This window comes from Rahnella sp. PAMC25617, from assembly GCF_050606005.1.
Taxonomy (GTDB): domain Bacteria; phylum Pseudomonadota; class Gammaproteobacteria; order Enterobacterales; family Enterobacteriaceae; genus Rahnella; species Rahnella variigena.
Genome location: NZ_JBOCUM010000005.1, coordinates 136,849 through 158,503 on the forward strand (window position 1 = coordinate 136,849; position 21,655 = coordinate 158,503).

A 21,655-nucleotide genomic window follows, 5' to 3' on the forward strand; every position below is an offset into this window, starting at 1 on the left:
CTGAGGGCAACAAATAGCAATTACTGAAGGCTGCGTTCGGAAAAAACGAATGCTCCGGTTATGACGGTTTTCTTTTGGCGCTGTTTTCGCGGGCGATCGTCAGAAACGGCGTCACCAGTTCAGGCCGCGCACTGCCGCGACGCCATGCCAGTCCGATGTCCAGCGGTTCGATGGAATCCTCAAGCTTGCTGGCCTCGATCATATTCCCTTCCAGTGACCAGGCCCGGTAAGCCATGTCCGGCTGTACTGATACGCCCAACCCGGCAGCCACCAGACTGCGCACCGCCTCGGTCGACGCGGTTTTCATCGCAATATTGGGCTTGAGTCCGGCCCGCGCCCACAGCCGCTGCGCGTGTTTTTCCATCTCATCCACGTTGAGCTGGATCAGCGGTTCATTGGCAATATCCGCCAGAGAAATACTTTCCCGCTCCAGCAGCGGATGCAACGGCGGCAGCCACAGACGGTAAGAAGAATGGGTCAGAACCTCGGTTTGCAGCGCGTCACGATCTTCCAGATTTGAGAGGATCAGCACACCGATGTCGATCTCGCCGCTGACCAGCAGGTGCTCGATATACTGGCGTTCATCCTCGACCACTTTGACATCGACATTCGGGTAATAGGCGTTGAATTGTTTGAGTAAATCCACCAGAAAGTATCCGGCCACCAGGCTGGTCACGCCCAGCGTCAGCTGACCGGTGACATTTTCGGTACCCATTTGCAGGCTGCGTTTGGCGTTATCAACGGTGGCCAGAATAAGATATGACTGGCGTAAAAACTGATGCCCCTGATGGGTCAGCGTCATCCCTTTGGCATGGCGGTCAAACAGCCGCGCCTCGGTTTCCGTCTCAAGTTGCTGAATCGCCTGTGTCAGCGAGGACTGTGAAACAAAAGAGGCCTGTGCGGCAGCGGATATCGATCCGGTTTCTGCAACGGCAATAAAATGGCGGATCTGGCGCAGTGTCAGCATAACGGCTCTCTCATCGCATTAAAAAACCGAATCCTGTGCGGCAGCATTCGGTTTTTGGGAATGATCAAGTAATGGCAGAGAGGGGATTTTTGTCAAACCGGGGACAGGCGTTTTGCGAGGCGTACCGGAGAATGGGAAAGGAAGGCTCGAAGGTTTAACGAAAAACACTATATTGTGAAGCCAGCGCAGAAAGTGAAAATATCCGCTGGTAAGCAATAATGGATAAACTATACTCGTTGTAAGATTAAATCTTACATGAGGTGATAATGGCCAGAACAATGACGGTTGATTTGGGTGATGAACTGCGCGAGTTCATTGATTCTCTTGTGCAATCTGGAGATTACAGAACTCAAAGTGAAGTACTGCGCGACGCATTGCGACTTCTGCGTGAAAAGCAGGCCGAATCTCACTTGCACACGCTACGTGCCCTGCTGGCTGAAGGTATCAATAGCGGAACGCCACAAGGATGGGATAAGGATTCGTTCCTGCAACGAGTGAAAGGAAAAAATGATCAAACGGAAAGAGATTAATTTAACGCCCAGAGCGACTGAGGACCTGGAAAACCTCTGATTCTATAGCCAGGAACAGTTTGGCCTTCTTAAGGCCGACGAATATATCGGACGAATTTCTGATATTTTTGAGTTAATTGCCACATATGAAGTAGGAATCAAAAGGCCGGAGTTAGGAGACTCTCTATATTCACTTCCCGTTGAAAAGCACGTAGTTTTCTTTCTCGTGTCAGAGCTGGTGATTATAGTTATCCGTATCCTCAATCAGTCCCAGGATGTGCCCCGGCATCTGCTCTGGCACTAATTTCATCCCGTCATATGATTCCTGAGTGTTACCAGAAGCAAAAAAAACCACGCAAACTTCGCGTGGCTTTCAGATTCAAAACTTCAGTCTTTCATCAATTTTCTAGCTGATACGTCAGCGTGATTTCCGCGTTCAGTACTTTAGAAACCGGGCAACCGGCTTTAGCTTTTTTGATGATTTCGTCGAATGTGTCTTTATCGATACCCGGCAATTTCACTTTGCTGTCGAGCGCGATTTTAGTGATCGCAAAGCCGCCATCCACTTTATCCAGTGAAACATCTGCGACAGTATCAATGCTTTCTGGCGTGTGCCCTGCTTCGCCTAGCATCAGCGAAAGTGCCATTGAGAAGCAGGCAGAATGCGCTGCTGCTATTAATTCTTCCGGGTTGGTACCGGGTTTTCCTTCAAAACGGGTGTTGAAACCATAAGGCTGGTCCTTCAGCGCGCCGCTCTCAGAAGAGATGTGACCTTTACCGTGTTTAATGTCACCTTCCCAATGCGCTTGCCCTTTCTTATGAATGGTCATGTTTTCCTCCTGTTTGTATTACATTCACTTTAAGTATAGCTTCAGATCCGTGTTTCGCGAGGATGGCGCGGCTATGCGGCCTGCGGGCACGTTTTTCCATCATTACAACGTCATTGAAAACAGAGGAAAAAATATGTTTGAACCCCAAGATATCGTTCAGTCCAAAACCGGCGGCCCGAAACTGGTCGTACAGCGTGTTGAAGGCGACACCCTGTGGTGTACGCGTCAGGACGACTTCGGCGCAACGGAAATTGAAGTGAAAGCGGATACCGTGAGCCTGTATCACGAAGAAGGCGATTTCGGCGTTTGCTGATCCCGTTTTGCTTCCTGCCTTTGGCTGCCACTGGCGGCCTTTTTGACTGCCTGTGAATGGCTGAAACTCAGGCTGGAATAGTCCTTCCTCGGGGATGGCCGGAATCATGCGTATGAATGTATTGATTAGCCATAATCATAATTTCCAATTATGTAAGATTCTGAATATAGTAGTCGGAAATTACTGAGAATTATCGGATGAAGGAACCGGCCATAATGAATAAGCATTTTGCGTGGATGTCTGTCGTTGTCGCTGCCGCATTTTTAAGCGGATGTGCGCAACAACAAACAGTTAAAAACGCCGAGCAGGATCAGTCTGCACTTAACTCCCGTTGCTACACTGAGTTCAAAGCACTTCAGACGCTGGATAAAAATGCTTTCAATGTCTACAAGCAGCAATTTAATCAGCTCAATGAGGCGTATGCCGTTTATAAAACTAATGCTTCGCTGATCAACAAAGACTCTAAAGAAATGTTTGCTCTCGAATTAAAAGACAAGCAAACCCTTATCTGTGCCCGTGTTAAAAGCGCCGTGTTCAATAACATGAATCAGCGTTCTCAGATGCTCAACGATATCTAAAAGATTCCAACATTGAATCCTGAGATTCCACAATCTCAGGATTCAATGATTCCCGCCTTACCAGATAGCCATTACCAGCCTTTCACCGCATCGCCGTGATAAATAGCATCTGCCGCTTTGACAGTGGCGTCAGTCTGATAGGCTTCCACCAGTTCTTTCACCGCCTGACTGTCTTTGTTATCTTCACGCGCCACAATGATATTCACGTAAGGTGAATCTTTATCTTCCACAAAGAGCCCGTTTTTACCCGGCGTAAGTCCGACCTGGCCTGAATAGGTGGTATTGATGATCGCCAGCTCGATTTTGTCATCGTCAATAGCGCGGGTCAGCTGAGGCGCTTCGATCTCAACAATCTTCAGATGTTTTGGATTCTCGATAATATCCAGCGACGTCGGCAGTAAACCTGTGCCCTCTTTCAGTTTGATCAACCCGACTTTTTGCAGCAGTAACAATGAGCGGCCAAGGTTCGTCGGATCGTTAGGCACAGCCACCTGCGCGTTATCACTCAACTGGTCGATGGATTTAATTTTGCGCGAGTAACCGGCAATCGGATAAACGAACGTTTTACCCACTTCCACCAGCTTATAGCCACGCTCTTTGATTTGTTTATCCAGATAAGGGCGATGCTGGAAGGAGTTAACGTCGATATCGCCGCTGCTTAGCGCGGAATTAGGCAATACGAAATCGGTGAATGTCACCACTTCGACATCCAGATTGTATTTGTCTTTGGCCGTTTTTTTGATGGTTTCCCACATCTGCTGATCGATACCGGCACTGATCCCGACCTTGATGTGATTCTCATTAGATTGTTGATCACAGGCAGTCAGCGCCAGAACGCCCGCCAGAGATAAGGCCAGAACAGATAATTTTAATATTGTGCGCATAAGGTTTACTCTTTCCGTGAATAAATTTTCAAGTTGAAACAGACTGTTAAGCCGACAGTGTTTCAAATCGCTTCCCGCGCGGCAAATACGAAAAAGAAATAACCTAATGCAAACCCGCCAGAAATAAACAAAGCCCGCAATATACGGGCTTTGAAAGGGCAGAAATTTCAAATGTGGAAAGATTTCCTGATCGTTATCCGATCATTCTGAAGCACCGTGCAACGTCACAGGCTGCGGACGGGAGAGGAAGATCGTGATTCCCGCCAGCAATGTCAGCACACCGCCAAGCAGGAAGGCGCTGCTCACGCCCGAATTGTCTGCGAGGATCCCGCCAGACAACGCGCCAAGCGCCAGCGAGGTCTGGAAGACACATACCAGCAGCGCCGAACCGGTTTCGAAAAGCGCAGGCGACGCCTGATACGTCCAGATATTCAGGCACACCGGCAGCGCGCCAAACGCTAATCCCCACAAGATGACCAGCGCACAGGCCAGCGCTAACGGCACCTGGAACAGCGACAACACCAGCACAGAAACACTCAGCAGCAGCATATTGAGCATAAACGCTCTCTTTACACCGAACTCGCGAACACTGATTTCAGTCGTCAGCGTACCCACCAGCCCGGCAACACCGTAGCCCATCAGCAACAACGAGATATCACTGGCGGAAAGATGCAGATTGAACCGCAGCCAGGGTTCGAGGTAGGTATAGGCCGCAAAATGACCGCCCGCCATGAAGATGCCGATGATAAGCGCGTAACGGATCCCCGCGACTTTAGTGACGCCCAGCATCGCGCGCAGGCCGATAGATTGCTGCGCGGGCAACGACGGCAGCGCCAGCCATTGCAATACGAAGAAGACCAGCGCCAGCACGGCATTGAGGGTAAATGCCATGCGCCAGCCAAACAGATCGCCGATAAACGCGCCCGCCGGAACGCCCGCAACCGTGCCGACTGCCACGCCTGCGGTGATCAGCGAAATAGCGCGTGCGCCCTGCTCTTCGGACACCAGCCGCCGCCCGGAGGGAATAGCAAACGACCAGAAGCCCCCCACGCCGACGCCCAGAATAATGCGTCCGATCAGCAAAATGTTGAATGAGTTCGCCATCACGGCAATACCGTTAGCCACAATGACCGTCGCGGAAAGCAGCAACAGCAAGTTGCGACGGTCCATTTTGCGGGCAAACAGCATGATAAGCGGCGCAGAAATTGCCGCCACTAAACCAGGCAGCATCACCGCCAGCCCGGCATGACCTTCAGTGACACCCAGAGATTGCGCGATCGGCGAAAGTAATCCGATCGGCAGAAATTCGGTATTAACCAGCGCGAATGTGCCGCAGGCCAGTGAGAATACCGCCAGCCAGCGGCGGAAAGCAGAGGTTTCTGGCCGGGTGTCCAGCGATGAGCACTCAGTCATTTATTATCCTTATCCCCTTCATTCTTCGAATTGCAGATGCGTTGGCTGCACTTGCTCACCCGAATCACTTACTTTAGTAAGCTCATCGGGATTCACTCGCTTGCCGCCTTCCTGCAATTCGAATTATTTCGGGTATGTTGTTTTGTAATTAGAACGTAATAAACGTGATCACTATCACAGGGTCAAGGCATTTTCATAATGACTGTTAGGGTATTTCTTATCCGCCATGCAGATAAGCCAGTCCCCGCCTGCGATGCGGGCTGCAGAGGCGTGCGGAGTCTCAAACGAAAAAGGCACATACAGATAACGCCGATCAGAAAATTCCTCCACATATAAGTATGTTGTAACTAATTCGTGTAACAGGATCCCAGTATTCTAAAATCCTCTCAGCAGGATCCATTTGTTCTACGCTTTAGCTACAACTCAACGCGTGGAATCTGCCCCGAGGTCACTGTGTCTCCTGCTAAATTCTGTCTGCAACTGCTGGTTTGGTGCCTGCTCTATTTTTCCCTCGGGTACATCTCTCTGTTTCTGGATGATCCCGCGAGCCGGGTTTCGTTTGTCTGGTTTCCTGCCGGCCTGGCCGTTGCCGCGTTTCTGCTAACACCGCGCCGGTTCTGGCCGCCTCTGTTTGTTGGGCTGTTAATCGTGCGTACGATTCTGGATGTCACGATGCGGCACTCGCTTGAGACTTCGCTGGTGCATTCGGTGATTTCACTCGGGAATGATTTCGCCGTCGCCTGGTTTGTGCGGCGCTTCAGGCGCCCGGATGACATGCTGTATAACGTGGTGATCTGGCTGTGCGCCACTGTGGTAATCAGCGCCTTCGCCGCCGCTGCTGGTGCGGGATGGGTGCTGTTTCGTCACAATATCAATTTTGTTCAGACGCTGTGGATCTGGTGGTCAGCGAATGTGGTCGGCACCATTTTACTGACCACCATTATCATGGGCTTATTCTGGAAGGCGGAACCCTTTGTTCTGCGTAAATGCCTGACTGGCGGCGGATTATGGATAGCGTTATGTCTCAGCGCTGCCTGGGTTTTCAGTCAGCCTTTTGGTGATGCCCGCAGCGAAGCGCTACATTTTATCCTGGCCTGCATCCCGGTCATGATTATGATTGCCATCCCGGTTGTCAGTGGTAACCGGCCCGGTGCGCTCTCCTTTCTCACCTTTTGTGTGATTGTCATCTATTGCTCCTGGCACCGTCTTGGTCCGCTGTTTATTCCGGGCTTACGAACGGGAGAACCGCTGTTGCTGGCGCAGTGCTATCTCTCAGGTACGGCCCTGCTGCTGAATTTTGTGTACGTGCTTAAGCGGCATGTGCCGGGCATGGTGTCCTCATATTATCTGATCCCGCACAGCGGCCGTCTCACCTGGGACCAGACTTCATCAACATCGCTTACGCAACATCTTCTGAAGATCCATCATGTGGATCAGCTTCTGGCCCTGCTTTCACCTGACGATCAAAAACGAATGCGCGCCCGCTGGGAAACGATCAGCCACGGCGGCAGCGTAACAGACACGTTCTCTTTCCTGCTCCGGCTCTCACCGGCAATAAAAATACAGCTTCAGGAAACGAAACTGACCGGCCTGCCGCAACCGGAAGGTGTGGTGATTATTGGCTCCTGGTCAGAAGAATTGCCCAACCGGGCATTCACCCGCACGGTCAGGGAGGCGTAAACGATGCTGCAACTTGCGCTGTTGTTGATGGGTGCCAATTTTGTGCGTAAATCCGCGCCGGTTCTGGCCATCATTGGCGTGTTATGGGGCGGACTGGGCGTGACTGTTTTTATGGATGGTCTGGAAGGAATGCGCTACTTTCCTTTTCATGTCTTCGGTCTGATCCTGCTGGCAGAAAGTCTGGTGACGCTCTTTCTGGCCGGAGGTGCCGCCGGGGCGAAGAAGTCAGTGTTCTATTTTAAGGGCGGCATATTTTGCTTTATCGCCGTGCTGATCCTTTCAGGTCGTGACAGCAGTAATCTGCTGCTGGCGATTTTGTTTGGTTTCGCCTTTTTCATCACCGGTCTTTTTGTCATGGCGTCGGCCTGGGTGGTGCGGTATGACCGCTGGCGTCAGGTGTTTTTCAGCGGCGTTGCGCAGCTGATTTTTGCCCTGTTTTTGTTTCTTCCCTATCCCACCCATCACCACGGCACGATTTCACAGTTTGTCGGTATGATCATGATCCTCGGGGGGATCCAGTGCATTCCTCTGGCCTACCGCGCCTTTAAAATGCGGGATGGCGTCACGCTTTCCGCCCTGATGGCGCCGCCCGGCCTGATCCCCGTCATCCCGCCGGTTTCGGTGAATAGCCGTTCTGAAGGTGCGCTGATTGTGCATATCTGGACACCGGAAGGCTCTGCGGCGAACTCCCCGGTTCCGCGCCCGGTATTCAACCGTTATATCGCCGCCGTAGACGTGCATGGGGTGATTTCTACCGGCCATGCCGCGCTGGAAATGCCGCCGGATCTTTACATCAGCCTTTATCCGGCGGTCGATATTGAGCGTTCCCCCGCCGAGTTTTTCAATACTCTGAAAGCCATTCAGGAAAACAACGTACCGGGGCTTTTCCAGAAGAGTTATGTCAGCGAGGCCGCGGGCTGGTGTGATTCAGACCGCAAAATTGTGTTCAGTGATTTTAACGCGCAGGCGTTGCAGCAGTTCTGGGATAGTTATCGCCAGCTGGTGATTTACAACCTGACCTGGCGCAACTGCTCCAGCAGCGTGGCTTACGGCCTTGAAGCCGCGCTTGAGGGCGTTATTTCCAGCCGCGGAGGCTGGCTGCATTTCCTGAAGTTATTTTTTATGCCTGAGTTGTGGATTGCCGCCCAGCTAAGAAAACGTGCCACCACCATGGCATGGACGCCGGGTCTGATGCTTGATTACGCACGGGCCTTGCACGCGCTGGTGCATCCGGTCCGGCATTCGTGGTTCAGGCGCTGGCGACAGCTGGACAAATCGCAATCATAGCTGCACGAAATGCCCGTCACTGACTTCGCGGTAATGACGCGCCGGCGGCTCATAGGTGGCCGGACGCAGCGGGCTGGCGAGTTCTTCCGGCACCACAGTGCGTTTACGGTGAACATCCGGATCAGGCACCGGCACGGCGGCCAGCAGTTTACGGGTATACGCGTGCTGCGGATTATCGAAGACGTCGGCACGCGAACCGATTTCCACAATTTCGCCCAGATACATGACCGCCACACGGTGGCTGATGCGCTCAACGACGGCCATATCGTGTGAGATAAACAGATACGAAAGGCCAAGTTCCTGCTGAAGATCGAGCATCAGATTGATCACCTGCGCTTTGACCGACACATCCAGCGCTGACACGGCCTCATCGGCGATGATCATTTTCGGTTCCAGCGCTAGCGCACGGGCAATGCAGATGCGCTGCCGCTGTCCGCCGGAAAACTGATGCGGGAATCGCGTCGCCATAGTGCTTTGCAATCCCACCTGTTCCAGCAGTTGCGACACGCGATGCTTCGCGCTTTGTGCATCATGCAGCCCGAGGCTTATCATCGGTTCGGCAATCGCCTGGCCGATACGCATTCTCGGGTTCAGGCTTTCGTACGGATCCTGAAAAATCATCTGCGCCTGGGTGCGGATTTCCGCCAGCCGTGCGCTGTCCGCCCGGCGGATGTCTTGTCCGGCAATCAGCACGTCACCGGAGGTGGCTTCGGTGAGGCGTAAAATCGTGCGTCCGGTGGTGGATTTCCCGCAGCCGGATTCGCCGACCAGTGAAAGCGTTTCGCCCTGTTGCAGGCAGAATGACAGGTCTTCCACCGCATGTACCCGGGTAGAAACCCGGCGCAGCAGGCCGGATTTCACATCAAAACGCGTCACCAGATTTTTGACCTCCAGTACCGGCTGACCGGTGCGCAGCGTATCGACAGACTCCGCCACCGGCTGCGGTTCGCCGGTTTGCATGTCAGTGAGAGGGAAGCGTTTCGGCAACGTTATTCCCTTCATCGCGCCCAGTCGCGGCACCGCAGAAAGTAATGCGCGCGTGTAAGGATGTTTGGGCAGATGAAAGATTTCCCGCGTGGTCGCCTGTTCCACGGCCTCGCCACGGTGCATCACCAGCGTGCGATCTGCCACTTCCGCCACCACGCCCATATCGTGCGTGATGAACAGAACCGACATGCCCTCTTCTTCCTGCAACGATTTAATCAGCGCCAGAATTTGCGCCTGAATAGTGACATCCAGCGCGGTCGTGGGTTCATCTGCAATCAGCAAACGCGGGTTACAGGCCAGCGCGATGGCGATCACCACGCGCTGACGCATACCGCCGGAAAAGCTCAGCGGATATTCATTCAGCCGCGAGGTAGCGGCCGGAATACGCACTTTTTCCAGCAGGCGCACGGCCTCGGCGCGGGCGGTTTTATCGTCCATGCCGCGATGCCGTTTCAACACTTCGGTAATTTGCACGCCGATTTTCAGCACCGGATTCAGGCTGGTCATCGGCTCCTGAAAAATCATGCCGATACGGTTACCGCGAATGCTTTGCATCTGCGCACGGTTCAGGCTCAGTAAATCCTGGCCGTCAAACCGGATGCGGCCGGAATAACGGGTCTGTTTTTCATCCAGCAAACGCATGACGGACATCGCCGTGACACTTTTACCGGACCCGGATTCACCCACCAGCGCCAGCGTTTCTTTCGGGCCAATCGAGAAGGACAGATCCCGCACCACATTCAGCCATTCGCCGTCCACGGAAAACGCGGTATTCAGCTTATCGACCTGTAAAACCGGGTTGTGCATCATCAATCCTTATTCCGCGGGTTGAGGATGTCGCGCAGGGCGTCACCGACTAAGTTGATGGCGACGATCAGCACCAGCAGCGTGACGCCGGGGAAGAAGCTTATCCAGTAATCACCGGACATCAGATAATCAAAGCCGTTGGCGATCAGCAGGCCGAGCGACGGTTCGGTGACCGGCAGACCGATGCCAAGAAACGACAACGTGGCTTCAAGCATGATGGCGTAAGCAATGCGCATGGTCGCCACCACAATCAGCGGCGGCAGGCAGTTGGGCAGAATATGGCGGAACAGAATGCGCGGACTGGAAAGCGCCATGCTGCGCGCAGCGTCCACGTAGCTGCGGCGACGTTCGAGCAATGCCGAGCCACGAATGGTGCGTGCGTAATACGCCCATTGCGTGACCACCAGCGCCAGAATGATTTTATCGACACCCTGCCCGAGCACCGCCAGTAAAATCAGCGCAATCAGTATCGGCGGAAAGCTCAGCTGGATATCGACAATGCGCATGATCAGCGCGTCCGTTTTGCCACCGGCGTAGGCGCTGATCAGTCCCAGTGCCGCGCCCAGGGTCAGCGCAATCACCGCGCTGGAAACGCCGACCAGCAGGCTGGTGCGCGTGCCGTACAAAATGGCACTGAGTAAATCGCGCCCCTGATCGTCGGTGCCCAGCCAGTAAATCATCCCGCTCAGGCTGGCGGAGCCCGGTTTCAGGCGGCCATCCATGATATCGAGCTGCGCTAAATCATACGGATTTTGCGGCGAAATCCACGGTGCCAGCACGGAGAGCACAATGGCGATGCCTAAAATGATCAGACCGCACAATGAGAATTTATTGCGCAGCAGCGCACGCGCAGTGTTGTAAAACGCCGAATGCGGTTTGCCCTGAACGGTGCTGCGCGAGTGAACGGAATCAGACGCCATCAGTTCTCGCCCCCCAGCCGGACGCGCGGATCCACCAGCACATACAGCACATCCACCAGCAGGTTAATCAGGCTGAACATCACCACAGTTATCATCAGGTAGGCCAGGATCACCGGACGATCCAGCACGGCGATAGAATCAATGATCAGCTTGCCCATGCCCGGCCAGGCGTAAATGGTTTCGGTAACCACGGCGAAAGCAATCAGCGAACCCAGTTCAAGGCCGATGACGGTAATCAGCGGGATCAGGGTATTTTTCAGGACGTGAACCAGCACGATGCGGCTTTCAGATAAGCCCTTGGCGCGGGCAAAACGGATGAAATCCTGTTGCAGGCATTCAAGCACACCGGCTCGCGTCAGGCGGATGATCAGCGAGATTTTGAACAACGCCAGATTGAAGGCGGGCAGGATCAGATGCGCGAGCCCATCGGCGGTAAACAGGCTGAGCGGAACGCCGAAAACGTCCACCGTCGCGCCGCGTCCGGAGGCCGGAAGAACGCCCAGTTTGACGCTGAACAGCATGATCATCATCAGGCCAATCCAGAACGTCGGCAGGCTGAAGCCTAAGATTGAAACGGTCATGATCGACTTCGATAACCAGCCATCAGGGCGCAAACCGGCATACACGCCGAGCGGAATGCCAATCACCAGCGCCAGAATAAAGGCTACCAGCGCCAGCTCGAGCGTGGCGGGCATACGCTGAAAAATCAGGTGCAGCGCGGGCTGATTGTAGATAAAGGAGTTGCCCATATCGCCGTGCAAGGCGTTGACCACGAACAGGCCATATTGCTCCCACACCGGTTTATCGAGGCCAAATGACTGGATCACATTCAGGCGTTCGGCGGGCGTCGCGGTGGTGCTGAGCAGTAAATCCACCGGATTACCGACCAGATACACACCGCCGAAAACCAGCAACGACATCACCAGCAGCGTCAGTAATGTTTGTCCGAAGCGCCCCAGCAGATAACGGCTCATGCCTGTGCGTCGCCATCACGGCTGCTGTATCGTGAAAAAACGCGGCGCATCAGGCTGAAAAAACCGTATTCATCCACTTTTTGCATGACCGTGGCGTTAGGCGGCGTCGACAGTTTGTTCCAGAAATCCGCATAAGTATAACCAGCTGTTTTACCCGAGATTTCTACCCCCACGCGGGCAGGCTGGCCTTCAAACAGACCGGGTTGCAAAAGCCATGCGACGACGGTGGCGTCATGTACCGGCCCGCCTTCCCGGCCAAACCGGTTGAGGTCACTGCGGTCAAATGCATTGAGTAAAGCCGCTACCGACTCGCCCGGTAACCCGCCGTCCTGTTTTAACGCATCGATATCATCTTTGCTGATCAGCGCCTGGAAGGTCATGTCCAGAGGCATGATGACGAGCGGTACGCCGCTGCTAAACACTTTTTCGGCGGCATGAGGATCGGCATACACGTTGAATTCCGCCCACGGCACACGATGCCCGAGCGCAGTAAACGCGCAACTCATTGTGACGATGTGCTTAATGCCGCGCGCGACGTCCGGATGCATCCCCAGCGCCAGCGCGATATTGGTCATCGGACCGATGACGCACACCGTGATCGGGCTGTTATCTTGCGCGGCCTGTCGTAAGGTCCGCACCAGAAAATCAACGGCGTGTTCAGCCTGCGGTTGCAGTTCCGTGTCAGGCACCAGTTCATCTTTAAATGCGCCGATGTGCGCATATTTGCCATAAACCTGTTCGCGCACCAGCGGACCGGGTGCGCCGGCAAAAACCGGTATGTGCGTATTGCCGGACAATGCAACAATCTTGCAGGCGTTGCGCACGCTGTTTTTCAGCGCCACATTGCCCGCGACCACGGTCACACCAAGCACATTAAGCTCAGGGGACGCCAGTGCAAGCCAGATGGCGATGGCGTCATCTACGCCGGGATCGGTGTCAATAATGATGCGCTGGCTCATAGATTATTTCCCGGCATAACGTGAAAGCAGCTCGTAAAACAGCGCAAAAACTTTGTTCGTTTCTACACGTGTGACGATCTCAACGTTGGGCGTCATTCCCGACTTTCCATACCAGTCGGCGACGGTTTGACCCATACACAGTTCGCTGTCGTGCTCGACAAATACCCGCGCTTTTTCGGTGCCGAACAGTTCCGGTGCCAGCACGTAAGCAATCACCAGCGGATCGTGCAATGGCCCGCCGCGTGAACCGTAACGGCGCACGTCGTTGCGGTCCCAGAACGCCATTAACTCACCCAGTTGCGCTGAAATCCGTCCTGAGACTTTAATGAATTTCGCCACATGTTCCGGCGTCAGGATCACCTGATGCGTTGCGTCGAGCGGCAACGCGGTAATATTAAGACCTGATGAAAACACAATATGCGCAGCATGCGGATCGGCCAGCATATTGAATTCTGACGTCATGGTGCGGTTACCGGCTTCGCGGTATGCGCCGCCCATTATCACGACGCGACCGATACCGGCGGCGATGTCAGGTTTCATGCGCAGCGCCGTCGCCATATTGGTCAGCGGCCCGAGTACGCACAGTGTCAGCGGTTGCTGGCTGGCAATCGCCTGCTCGCAGCTATTAATCAGAAAGTTAACGGCATGAAGGGATTCAGCGGATTTTTGCGGCGCGGGAAAGGCAGTATTGCCAAGGCCGTTTTCGCCGTGAAACTGGCCGTGGATCGGCGCACGCAGCATCGGCTGATGACATCCGGCAAACACCGGAATATCCAGCCGGTATCCCAGCTCAGTGATTTGCAGCGCGTTGCGGGTGGTATTCGCCAGCGGCTGATTGCCGCACACCGTGCAGATACCGAGAATAGTCAGCTGCGGAGCAACGAACGCGCTGAGCAGCGCAATGGCATCATCAATGCCCGGATCGCAATCAATGATAACCGGAATGGTTTTCACAGCGCCCCCACGGAACGTAAAACCTCAGCGATTTCCTGACGTGCCGCCTCGTTTAACGGCACCTGCGGCGGCAGCGGATCGCCAACCGCAAAGCCCTGCAATTGCAGCGCAGCTTTGATACAACCGGCAATCGAATATTTGGCAAAGATTTCGTTGATGCGCCAAAGCGGACGCTGCAACTCCATCGCTTTCTTCCAGTCGCCTTGTTTCGCAGCCTCATAGAGTGCCAGACTTTGCTTTGGCACAATACATGCCGGACCGGCCATCCAGCCCACGCCGCCAATCAGCATCACACACGCCGGAATATGCGCCGATGCGGCAAATACCTGCATCCGTCCCTGCGTGCGTTCGATAATCGACAGCAACCGGCCGGTATTGGTCGAGGCGTCTTTAATATAGTTGATGTTTTCTAAGTGGCTCAGTCGCTCGATCACCGGCAGGCTGAGATCAGAACGCTGAAACTGCGGATTGGTGTACAGCACGACCGGCAGTTTTCCTGCGGCAGTCGCGATGGCACGGAAATAATCCTCGACGCCCTGTTCGGGCACCGGGAAATACGCTTCAAGTATCGCCAGAATACCGTCGACACCCAGAGCGGCGTAGCGAGCGGTTTGCGCGACAGCGTCCTGGATGGTGGTGGCTGCAACTCCGGCGATTACCGGAACGCGGCCTCGAGCGGCTTCGACGACGGTTTTCACTATCTCCGTGCGTTGCTCTGCATTGAGATAAGCGAATTCACCTGTACTGCCGAGCGGCGTCAGACCGTGCACGCCGCTGTTAATCAGATGTTCGACCAGCGCTGTTAACACTGGTTTGTCTATCTGGCCGCCATCAGTGACAGGCGAAACCAGATAGGGATACACACCGCTAAAAGAAGTCATAGCTTCTCTCTCTTTTCTTAAACTACTACTTTAGTACAGCCCTGGTGTTGGTGCTGTATTCCCCGCCTGGGTTCGGTCTGCACAATGCGCTTATTGTTTCTCATGCACAAAGTACGGCAACGTATAGCCATCGGAACGGCCAACGTAGGTGTAAGGTGTTTTCATCGCCCAGGTGTATGAAAGGAACAGCAACGGAATAGTGCCTTCGTCTTTCATCGCAATCTCTGTGGCCTGCTGCAACAACTTTTCACGCTGGCCGTCGTCGAGGGTTTCCCGCGCTTTTGCCAGTGTTTTATCAAATTCTGGGTTTGAGTAGCGTCCGCGGTTGCCCTGTCCGCCATTTGGCCCGAAGGTTTCGAGCAACGGCCCCAGCACGCCGGAGGCTTCACCGGTTTCAATCGCCGCGCCGCCCATGATCAGGCTAAAATCGCGTTTGGACGCCCGTGAGAAATACACGCTGCCCGGCATGGTCACGACGTCGGTTTTAATGCCGACACGGCTGAACATCTGGCCAAGCGCCTGGGCGATTTTGGAATCGTTCGGATAACGGTCGTTCGATGCATGGAACGTCAGCGTGAAGCCGTCAGGATAACCGGCCTGCGCCAGCAGTTGTTTGACTTTTGCCGGATCATAGACCGGCGCGGCAATCGACGGCGTATAACCGAAATAGCCTTTAGGCACCAGCTGCGACGCTGGAACGCCCTGCCCGTCCATAATGCGATCTACAATCGCCTGACGGTTTATCGCCAGCGACATCGCCTCACGCACTTCGCGTTTTTTCAGCGGATTACTGCCATCCGGCCCTTTGGCGAAGGGCGACACATCACGATCCTGATCCGGGTGTAAATACAAAATGCGGTTACCGGCAACGGACTCCAGATGCAGGCTGGTTTGTTTGCCCAGATCCCGTCCGTCCGCGGTCGGCACGCTTTCAATCATATCCACATCACCGGAACGCATCGCGGCGACACGGGCGCTCGGGTTTTTGAACACGCGCAGCGTGACGTTATCCCACTGGGCTTTGCCGCCCCAGTACTGGTCGTTACGCGCCAGCACCACGTTATCGTCCGGCGTCCAGCTGACAAATTTGAACGGGCCGGTACCGATGACGTCTTTCCCTTCATTAAGGGTTTGCGATCCGACCGTTTCAAGACGCGCCGGTAAAATAGCGACACGACTTAAGTTATTGAGTAATAGAGGTGTTGGCGCTTTGGTGACAATTCTCACCGTTAAAGGATTCACTTCGGTGACATCGGCGATGTCATTCACGTACGGCGTATAAGCACTCGGGCTGTTTTTCGACGCCAGCGCCACGCGTTTCACGCTGGCAATCACATCTTTGGCGGTGAAATCGCTGCCGTCGTGGAATTTCACGCCGGGCCGCAGGGCAAATTCCCATGTGGTGTCGTTAATCACTTTCCATGACACCGCGAGCGCAGGCGTGATGTGTTGTTTTTCGTCCTGATTCACCAGACCGTCAAAAATATTACGCGCCATGGCGCTGTTGGCACCACCGACATAAAATTGCGGATCCATTGAAGTGGTTGACGCGGCAAGGCCGATTTTTAGATCAGCAGCCTGTGCAGAGATGGTATTAAAAACGAAAAGCGTGGCCAGTGCTGAGGAAAGCACTCCTGCCAGAACGGACTTTCTCATGCATTTAACCCTTAATTATTTTAGATTTTCAGGCAATGTGTGTCAGATCGTAAATTGGAGTCTAGGGGGTGGACTTCTGAATTGAAAATTGTATTTTGTGTTACATCCATAAACAAATGTTATGGATCCTGAGGATATATTATGAAAATTAATCCCCGTCAGGTCGAAGCTTTTCACAAAGTGATCCTGACAGGTAGCATTACCGCAGCCGCGAATATGATGAACATTACCCAGCCTGCGGTGAGCCGGTTGATCCGCGACTTTGAATATGCCGTGGATCTGAAGCTGTTTGACCGCGACGGTCGCGGGCTGATCCCGCGTGACGATGCGATCAAGTTGTACCGCGAAGTCGAGCGTTTATACCTCGGACTTGAACATATTTCACATATCGCCGACGAAATCCGTCATTCCAAAGGCAGCGTATTGCGCATTGGTTCAGTGGCAGCGTTATCGGCGCTGTGCGTCGAGCATATTCTCCCGCCGCTGATTGAGAGTATTGGCGATATCTCGCTGTTTCTGGACATCGAAAGCACGACGCATATCACCGATGTCGTCACCAGCAATCAGTACGACGTTGGGTTCATTTTCGGCAAGCCGGATGTGAAAGGTCTGGAAGCGGAAATGCTGGCACGGGCAAAAGCGGTTGCTGTGATGTCGCCGCGCCATCCGCTGGCGAAACAAGACGTGGTGACTGCGATGGATCTGACGCGCTACCGCCCTATTATTCCCGGACGCAAAACGCCGTTGCGCGAACAGCTTGATCAGGTGATGAGCCGCCTCGACTTGTATCTGAACAATCCGATCGAAACCTCGCTCAATAACTGTTGTGTGATGGCAGGTAACAACCTGGGCGTAGGCGTGGTCGATTTCATCACCGCCCGCAGCCATAAAAGTGATCTGGTTCTCAAACCCTTTTCACCGGATATCAGCATTGCCTATCTGGCCGTTTTCCCGCCGCAGATCCCGAAAAGTCGTCTGGTGGAACATATCACCAAAGAAATGAAGACCTTAATCGAAGGCTATTTGTAAAACTTCCCGTCAGGTTCACCGAATTCGTACCAATGAGTCCACAATGTTACATTTCAGTATCAATGACGAAAAATGAGCGGACAGTTGGTGCTATCGTTTAGATGAAAAACGTATATCCACTTATGTATTAATTAAAATAAGGAATAACACACTTTATTTTATTCTTTAAAATCAACGCATAAAATTCCTCTGCATAAATAATAATCTAATCTATAATAATTTACCTAAATTCAAACTCTTCGTTACACATTCACAACCTCGATGAGAAGTATTACTATTTGCGCGAAATTGTTCTATTTGGTTCATTTAATTACGGGTGGTCATTAAGTGTTACCTCTTTTCATCAACAGTTATCTACAACTATGCAGTGAGATAAATCATGCCAACAACAAATAGCAAGTGGACCTGGCTCCTCTGGCTGCTGAGTGCGCTGATGGTCGTCATCGGTCTGACACTTGGTATCGGTGGCGCGTATCTGGCCACATTGGGAGGAAGTGTTTACTTCCTGCTGATGGGTCTGGCGCTCATCGTTTCCGCCATTTTGATTTTTAAAGGTAAGCCTTCAGGTGCATGGCTGTATGCCGTGGCCTTTGTGCTTTCTATTATCTGGGCTGTCTGGGACGCGGGCTTCACGTTCTGGCCTCTGTTCTCCCGCCTGTTCACTTTCGGCGTGCTGGCATTTCTGGTCGCACTGGCTTATCCCCTGCTGAAAGCACGCGCGGGTCTGGTGGCACGTAAAGGGCCTAGCTTCTCGCTGGCGGCTGTGCTGGCTGTTGCCTTGATTGCCGCATTCGGTAATACCTTCGTGCCGACGCCAATCATCAGCGCTGACAATGATCAGGTGCCGGTGAAACCGGTAGATAAAGGTGCAGAGCAGAAGAACTGGGAAAACTGGGGTAACACTACCGCTGGCGACCGTTTTGCTGCATTGGATCAGATCAACAAAACCAACGTGGATAAACTTCAGGTTGCGTGGATTGCCCATACCGGTGATATCCCGCAGAGCAACGGCTCCGGCGCTGAAGACCAGAACACTCCGCTGCAAATCGGCGACAAGCTGTTTGTCTGTACCGCTTACAGCAAAGTGATCGCCCTGAATGTGGATGACGGTAAAAAGCTGTGGTCTTACGACTCCAACTCGACTGCACCTAACTGGCAGCGTTGCCGTGGTCTGGGCTATTACGAGAACAGCAGCCAGAACAGCAGCGCAGCGCCACAGGCTCCGGCGGCACAGCCCGCTGCAACTCCTGCGGCTGAACCGGCCACGCCAAACGCCGCTTCAGAAGCTGCCGCGCCTGCCACTAACGCACCGCAAACGCCTGCGGCTACCGGCGGCACCGTCAGCGCTACCTGCGAACGTCGTCTTTTCCTGCCAACCATCGATGCGCGTCTGATCGCCATCAACGCCGACACCGGCAAGCCTTGTGCTGATTTCGGTGACAACGGCGTGGTTGACCTGAAAGTCGGTATGGGCGAAGTCAAACCTGGCTACTATCAGCAAACCTCTACCCCGCTGGTCGCGGGTAACGTAGTGGTTGTCGGTGGTCGCGTAGCGGATAACTTCTCTACCGGCGAACCTCCGGGCGTGGTGCGTGCATTCGACGTGCATACCGGCGCACTGGTATGGGCATGGGATCCGGGTAATCCGAACATCACCAAATTGCCACCGGAAGGTCAGACTTACACCCGTGGTACACCTAACGTCTGGTCAGCCATGTCATACGATCCAAAAATGGGTCTGATTTACATGCCAACCGGTAACGCGACGCCAGACTTCTTCGGCGGCACGCGTACTGAGCTGGATGACAAATACAGTTCTTCAGTCGTTGCAGTCGACGTGGCAACCGGTAAAGTCCGCTGGACGTTCCAGACCACGCATCACGACCTGTGGGACTTCGACCTGCCGTCTCAGCCGCTGCTGTATGACCTGCCGGACGGTAAAGGTGGCAGCACGCCGGTTCTGGTGCAGACCTCCAAACAAGGCATGATCTTCATGCTGAACCGCGAAACCGGCCAGCCGGTCGCGAAAGTGGAAAACCGTGAAGTGCCGCAGGGTAACGTCCCTGGCGAACGCTACTCCAAAACGCAGCCTTTCTCTGTCGGTATGCCAAACATCGGCAACCAGACGCTGAAAGAATCTGATATGTGGGGCGCCACGCCGATGGATCAGTTGCTGTGCCGCATCGAGTTTAAAGGTATGCGTCACGAAGGCGTTTACACGCCTCCGGGTCTGGATCGTTCCCTGCAATTCCCGGGTTCTCTGGGCGGCATGAACTGGGGCAGCGTCTCGGTTGATCCGAACAACGCCATCATGTTCGTGAATGATATGCGTCTGGGTCTGGCGAACTACATGGTTCCGCGTGCACAGGTTCCGACCGGCGCGAGCGGCATCGAGATGGGGATGGTGCCGATGGACGGTACGCCTTACGGCGCAGTCCGCGAGCGTTTCCTGTCACCGCTGGGCATTCCTTGCCAGAAACCACCGTTCGGTACTATGTCTGCGGTTAACCTGAAAACCGGTAAAATCGTCTGGCAGGTTCCTGTCGGTACGGTGAAAGACACCGGTCCGCTGGGCATCAAAATGCGCATGCCAATGGAAGTCGGTATGCCAACGCTGGGTGCGAGCCTGTCAACGCAATCCGGCCTGCTGTTCTTCGCCGGTACGCAGGATTTCTATCTGCGCGCGTTCGATACCGCAAACGGTAAAGAGATCTGGAAATCCCGTCTGCCGGTCGGCAGCCAGTCTGGCCCGATGACCTACGTTTCACCGAAAACCGGTAAGCAATACATCATCATCAGCGCCGGTGGCGCACGTCAGTCCGCAGAACGCGGCGACTACGTGATTGCCTACGCACTGCCTGACGAAAAGTAAGATTCAGCAGTCAATGACAAAGCCCGCCGGTGCAGACCGGCGGGCTTTTTTTATTGAAGAGATTAAGGCAAACGTGCAGCCTGATGTCGCAGACCTTTAAAAATTGCATCACTGATTTTTGCCGGAAAATTACCACTCCTGATCCCAGGTACACTTTTCCTGCGGATTATTATCCCTTGGCGTGATCTGTAGCTCTAAATCCAGCGCCGCCAATAACTTAAACAGTGTTTCCAGACGGGTGCCGTCCGGATAATCTCAGTGTATCCCTTGTAAGGGATAAATCGAAGTTTATCCCTTAAAGCAGATAAAATTGAAATATCCCTTTCAGGGGATAATACAGCCTGAAAGCTGTAAAATATAAAGACAGTTTATACGCTGTAATTTGCCCACTGCCGCCCTGTCATGCTCAAATACCTGTTCCACGCACGGATGAAACCTCATGAAAAAAAGCGAATTTATCGCTCAGGATTTACTGAGCAAGATTTATCAAAACAGCGGTTCGGTGCCGGAGAAGTTACCTCCGGAGCGCCAGCTGGCGGAAGAATACGGGGTTTCGCGCTTTACCGTGCGTAAGGCACTGGAAAAGCTGGTCAGTATCGGAGCGGTGCATATCGTGCAGGGTTCGGGCATTTACATCAATGCGGGTGTCAGCAGCAATCCGCTAATTTACAACTCTGTGACCGAGAAAAAATTCGCTGAAATCAGTTTCAAAATGCTCGAATTGCACAAGCGCCGGCCAGATAAAGAGGAACAACAGGTATTCGATCTAAGCACCGACGACTTTATCTGGGCGTTCACCCGCTTGCGGCGCATTAATCTGCGCAATGTGCAGATTGAATATTCCCGTATGCCCGCGGAAGTGTTTGCAGATTTGAATCAGAAAACCATTGAGCATTCCATTCAGCAATATGTGTTGAGTAAGGGCTACACGATTTCGCATTCCCTGACCCGTTACCAGGCCGTCACGATTAATAAAGAGCAGGCGCAAATACTTGGCTGTAAAAAAGGCATTGCCGCCATGCATATCACCAACAGAGGTATTTTGCAGGGCGGCAAGGTTTATGCGTTCAGCGATATCGTCGATATCGATTATTCCTGCACCTACGTCATCCCGTTTAATCAGGACAATCTGGCTTTTCGCCAGACGTAAGCGCG

General features: G+C 53.5%; 19 protein-coding genes and 1 pseudogene. 9 read left to right on the forward strand and 11 right to left on the reverse strand.

All coding sequences use genetic code 11. The features are described 5' to 3' along the window. Positions 1–58 precede the first annotated feature (58 nt). Positions 59–967: a LysR substrate-binding domain-containing protein gene (locus ACM615_RS05595; protein WP_112289580.1), complete on the reverse strand. Its 909-nt coding sequence runs from the start codon at positions 965–967 to the stop codon at positions 59–61. A 266-nt stretch (positions 968–1,233) separates the two neighbouring features. On the opposite strand from ACM615_RS05595, the gene ACM615_RS05600 reads away from it, so the two are divergent. Then, on the forward strand, positions 1,234–1,497 hold the full coding sequence (locus ACM615_RS05600; protein WP_113876536.1) for a type II toxin-antitoxin system ParD family antitoxin: 264 nt from the start codon (positions 1,234–1,236) through the stop codon (positions 1,495–1,497). Between the two features lie 61 nt (positions 1,498–1,558). After that, positions 1,559–1,780, forward strand: a pseudogene (locus ACM615_RS05605) (type II toxin-antitoxin system RelE/ParE family toxin); the annotation flags it as partial. Between the two features lie 94 nt (positions 1,781–1,874). On the opposite strand, the gene ACM615_RS05610 reads toward ACM615_RS05605, so the two are convergent. Beyond that, positions 1,875–2,306 (reverse strand): OsmC family protein, encoded by a 432-nt coding sequence (locus tag ACM615_RS05610; protein WP_113876538.1) that lies wholly within the window; start codon positions 2,304–2,306, stop codon positions 1,875–1,877. A 133-nt stretch (positions 2,307–2,439) separates the two neighbouring features. On the opposite strand from ACM615_RS05610, the gene ACM615_RS05615 reads away from it, so the two are divergent. Both ACM615_RS05615 and ACM615_RS05620 read left to right on the forward strand, forming a co-directional pair. Then, positions 2,440–2,619 carry a DUF2158 domain-containing protein gene (locus ACM615_RS05615; RefSeq protein WP_129639564.1) on the forward strand — a complete coding sequence of 60 codons (180 nt, stop codon included), beginning with the start codon at positions 2,440–2,442 and terminating at the stop codon, positions 2,617–2,619. Positions 2,620–2,834: 215 nt separating this feature from the next. Continuing rightward, positions 2,835–3,197 (forward strand): hypothetical protein, encoded by a 363-nt coding sequence (locus ACM615_RS05620; RefSeq protein ID WP_112289572.1) that lies wholly within the window; start codon positions 2,835–2,837, stop codon positions 3,195–3,197. 71 nt (positions 3,198–3,268) lie between these two features. Here the strand turns inward: ACM615_RS05620 and metQ are convergent, their stop codons facing one another. Further along, positions 3,269–4,081: a methionine ABC transporter substrate-binding lipoprotein MetQ gene (gene metQ / locus ACM615_RS05625; RefSeq protein ID WP_431011589.1), complete on the reverse strand. Its 813-nt coding sequence runs from the start codon at positions 4,079–4,081 to the stop codon at positions 3,269–3,271. Between the two features lie 201 nt (positions 4,082–4,282). Then, the gene (locus ACM615_RS05630; RefSeq protein WP_431011590.1) at positions 4,283–5,494 is read right to left on the reverse strand and encodes an MFS transporter; all 1,212 of its coding nucleotides are present in this window, start codon (positions 5,492–5,494) and stop codon (positions 4,283–4,285) included. 453 nt (positions 5,495–5,947) lie between these two features. On the opposite strand from ACM615_RS05630, the gene ACM615_RS05635 reads away from it, so the two are divergent. Then, complete coding sequence (locus ACM615_RS05635) at positions 5,948–7,174, forward strand: MASE1 domain-containing protein (protein ID WP_431011591.1); 1,227 nt, start codon at positions 5,948–5,950, stop codon at positions 7,172–7,174. A gap of 3 nt (positions 7,175–7,177) precedes the next feature. Beyond that, positions 7,178–8,461 (forward strand): HdeD family acid-resistance protein, encoded by a 1,284-nt coding sequence (locus ACM615_RS05640; protein WP_120163320.1) that lies wholly within the window; start codon positions 7,178–7,180, stop codon positions 8,459–8,461. Here ACM615_RS05640 and ACM615_RS05645 read toward each other — a convergent pair. The 7 genes from ACM615_RS05645 to ACM615_RS05675 all read right to left on the reverse strand — a co-directional run bounded on the left by ACM615_RS05645 (position 8,456) and on the right by ACM615_RS05675 (position 16,599). After that, entirely contained in the window at positions 8,456–10,255 is a 1,800-nt protein-coding gene (locus ACM615_RS05645; RefSeq protein WP_431011624.1) for a dipeptide ABC transporter ATP-binding protein, read from the reverse strand. The genes ACM615_RS05640 and ACM615_RS05645 overlap by 6 nt on opposite strands. 2 nt (positions 10,256–10,257) lie before the next feature. Further along, entirely contained in the window at positions 10,258–11,175 is a 918-nt protein-coding gene (locus ACM615_RS05650; protein WP_431011592.1) for an ABC transporter permease, read from the reverse strand. Beyond that, a complete protein-coding gene (locus tag ACM615_RS05655; protein WP_112289564.1) occupies positions 11,175–12,149 on the reverse strand; it encodes an ABC transporter permease in 975 nt (324 codons plus the stop codon). The genes ACM615_RS05650 and ACM615_RS05655 overlap by 1 nt, the downstream gene beginning before the upstream one ends. Then, positions 12,146–13,108, reverse strand: a complete 963-nt coding sequence (locus ACM615_RS05660; protein ID WP_431011593.1) for a nucleoside hydrolase — start codon at positions 13,106–13,108, stop codon at positions 12,146–12,148. The genes ACM615_RS05655 and ACM615_RS05660 overlap by 4 nt, the downstream gene beginning before the upstream one ends. Before the next feature lie 3 nt (positions 13,109–13,111). Continuing rightward, on the reverse strand, positions 13,112–14,062 hold the full coding sequence (locus ACM615_RS05665; protein WP_279918882.1) for a nucleoside hydrolase: 951 nt from the start codon (positions 14,060–14,062) through the stop codon (positions 13,112–13,114). After that, the gene (locus tag ACM615_RS05670) at positions 14,059–14,943 is read right to left on the reverse strand and encodes a dihydrodipicolinate synthase family protein (RefSeq protein ID WP_431011594.1); all 885 of its coding nucleotides are present in this window, start codon (positions 14,941–14,943) and stop codon (positions 14,059–14,061) included. Before ACM615_RS05670 ends, ACM615_RS05665 begins: the two co-directional genes overlap by 4 nt. Positions 14,944–15,033: 90 nt before the next feature. After that, complete coding sequence (locus ACM615_RS05675) at positions 15,034–16,599, reverse strand: ABC transporter substrate-binding protein (RefSeq protein WP_431011595.1); 1,566 nt, start codon at positions 16,597–16,599, stop codon at positions 15,034–15,036. Between the two features lie 141 nt (positions 16,600–16,740). Here ACM615_RS05675 and ACM615_RS05680 point away from each other — a divergent pair, with 141 nt between their 5' ends. The 3 genes from ACM615_RS05680 (at position 16,741) to ACM615_RS05690 (ending at position 21,650) form a co-directional block, all read left to right on the forward strand. Continuing rightward, on the forward strand, positions 16,741–17,628 hold the full coding sequence (locus tag ACM615_RS05680) for a LysR family transcriptional regulator (protein WP_113876548.1): 888 nt from the start codon (positions 16,741–16,743) through the stop codon (positions 17,626–17,628). Positions 17,629–18,007: 379 nt separating this feature from the next. Beyond that, entirely contained in the window at positions 18,008–20,500 is a 2,493-nt protein-coding gene (locus ACM615_RS05685; protein WP_431011596.1) for a membrane-bound PQQ-dependent dehydrogenase, glucose/quinate/shikimate family, read from the forward strand. A 439-nt stretch (positions 20,501–20,939) separates the two neighbouring features. Next, positions 20,940–21,650, forward strand: a complete 711-nt coding sequence (locus ACM615_RS05690) for a GntR family transcriptional regulator (RefSeq protein ID WP_132964596.1) — start codon at positions 20,940–20,942, stop codon at positions 21,648–21,650. The last annotated feature ends 5 nt before the right edge of the window (positions 21,651–21,655 follow it).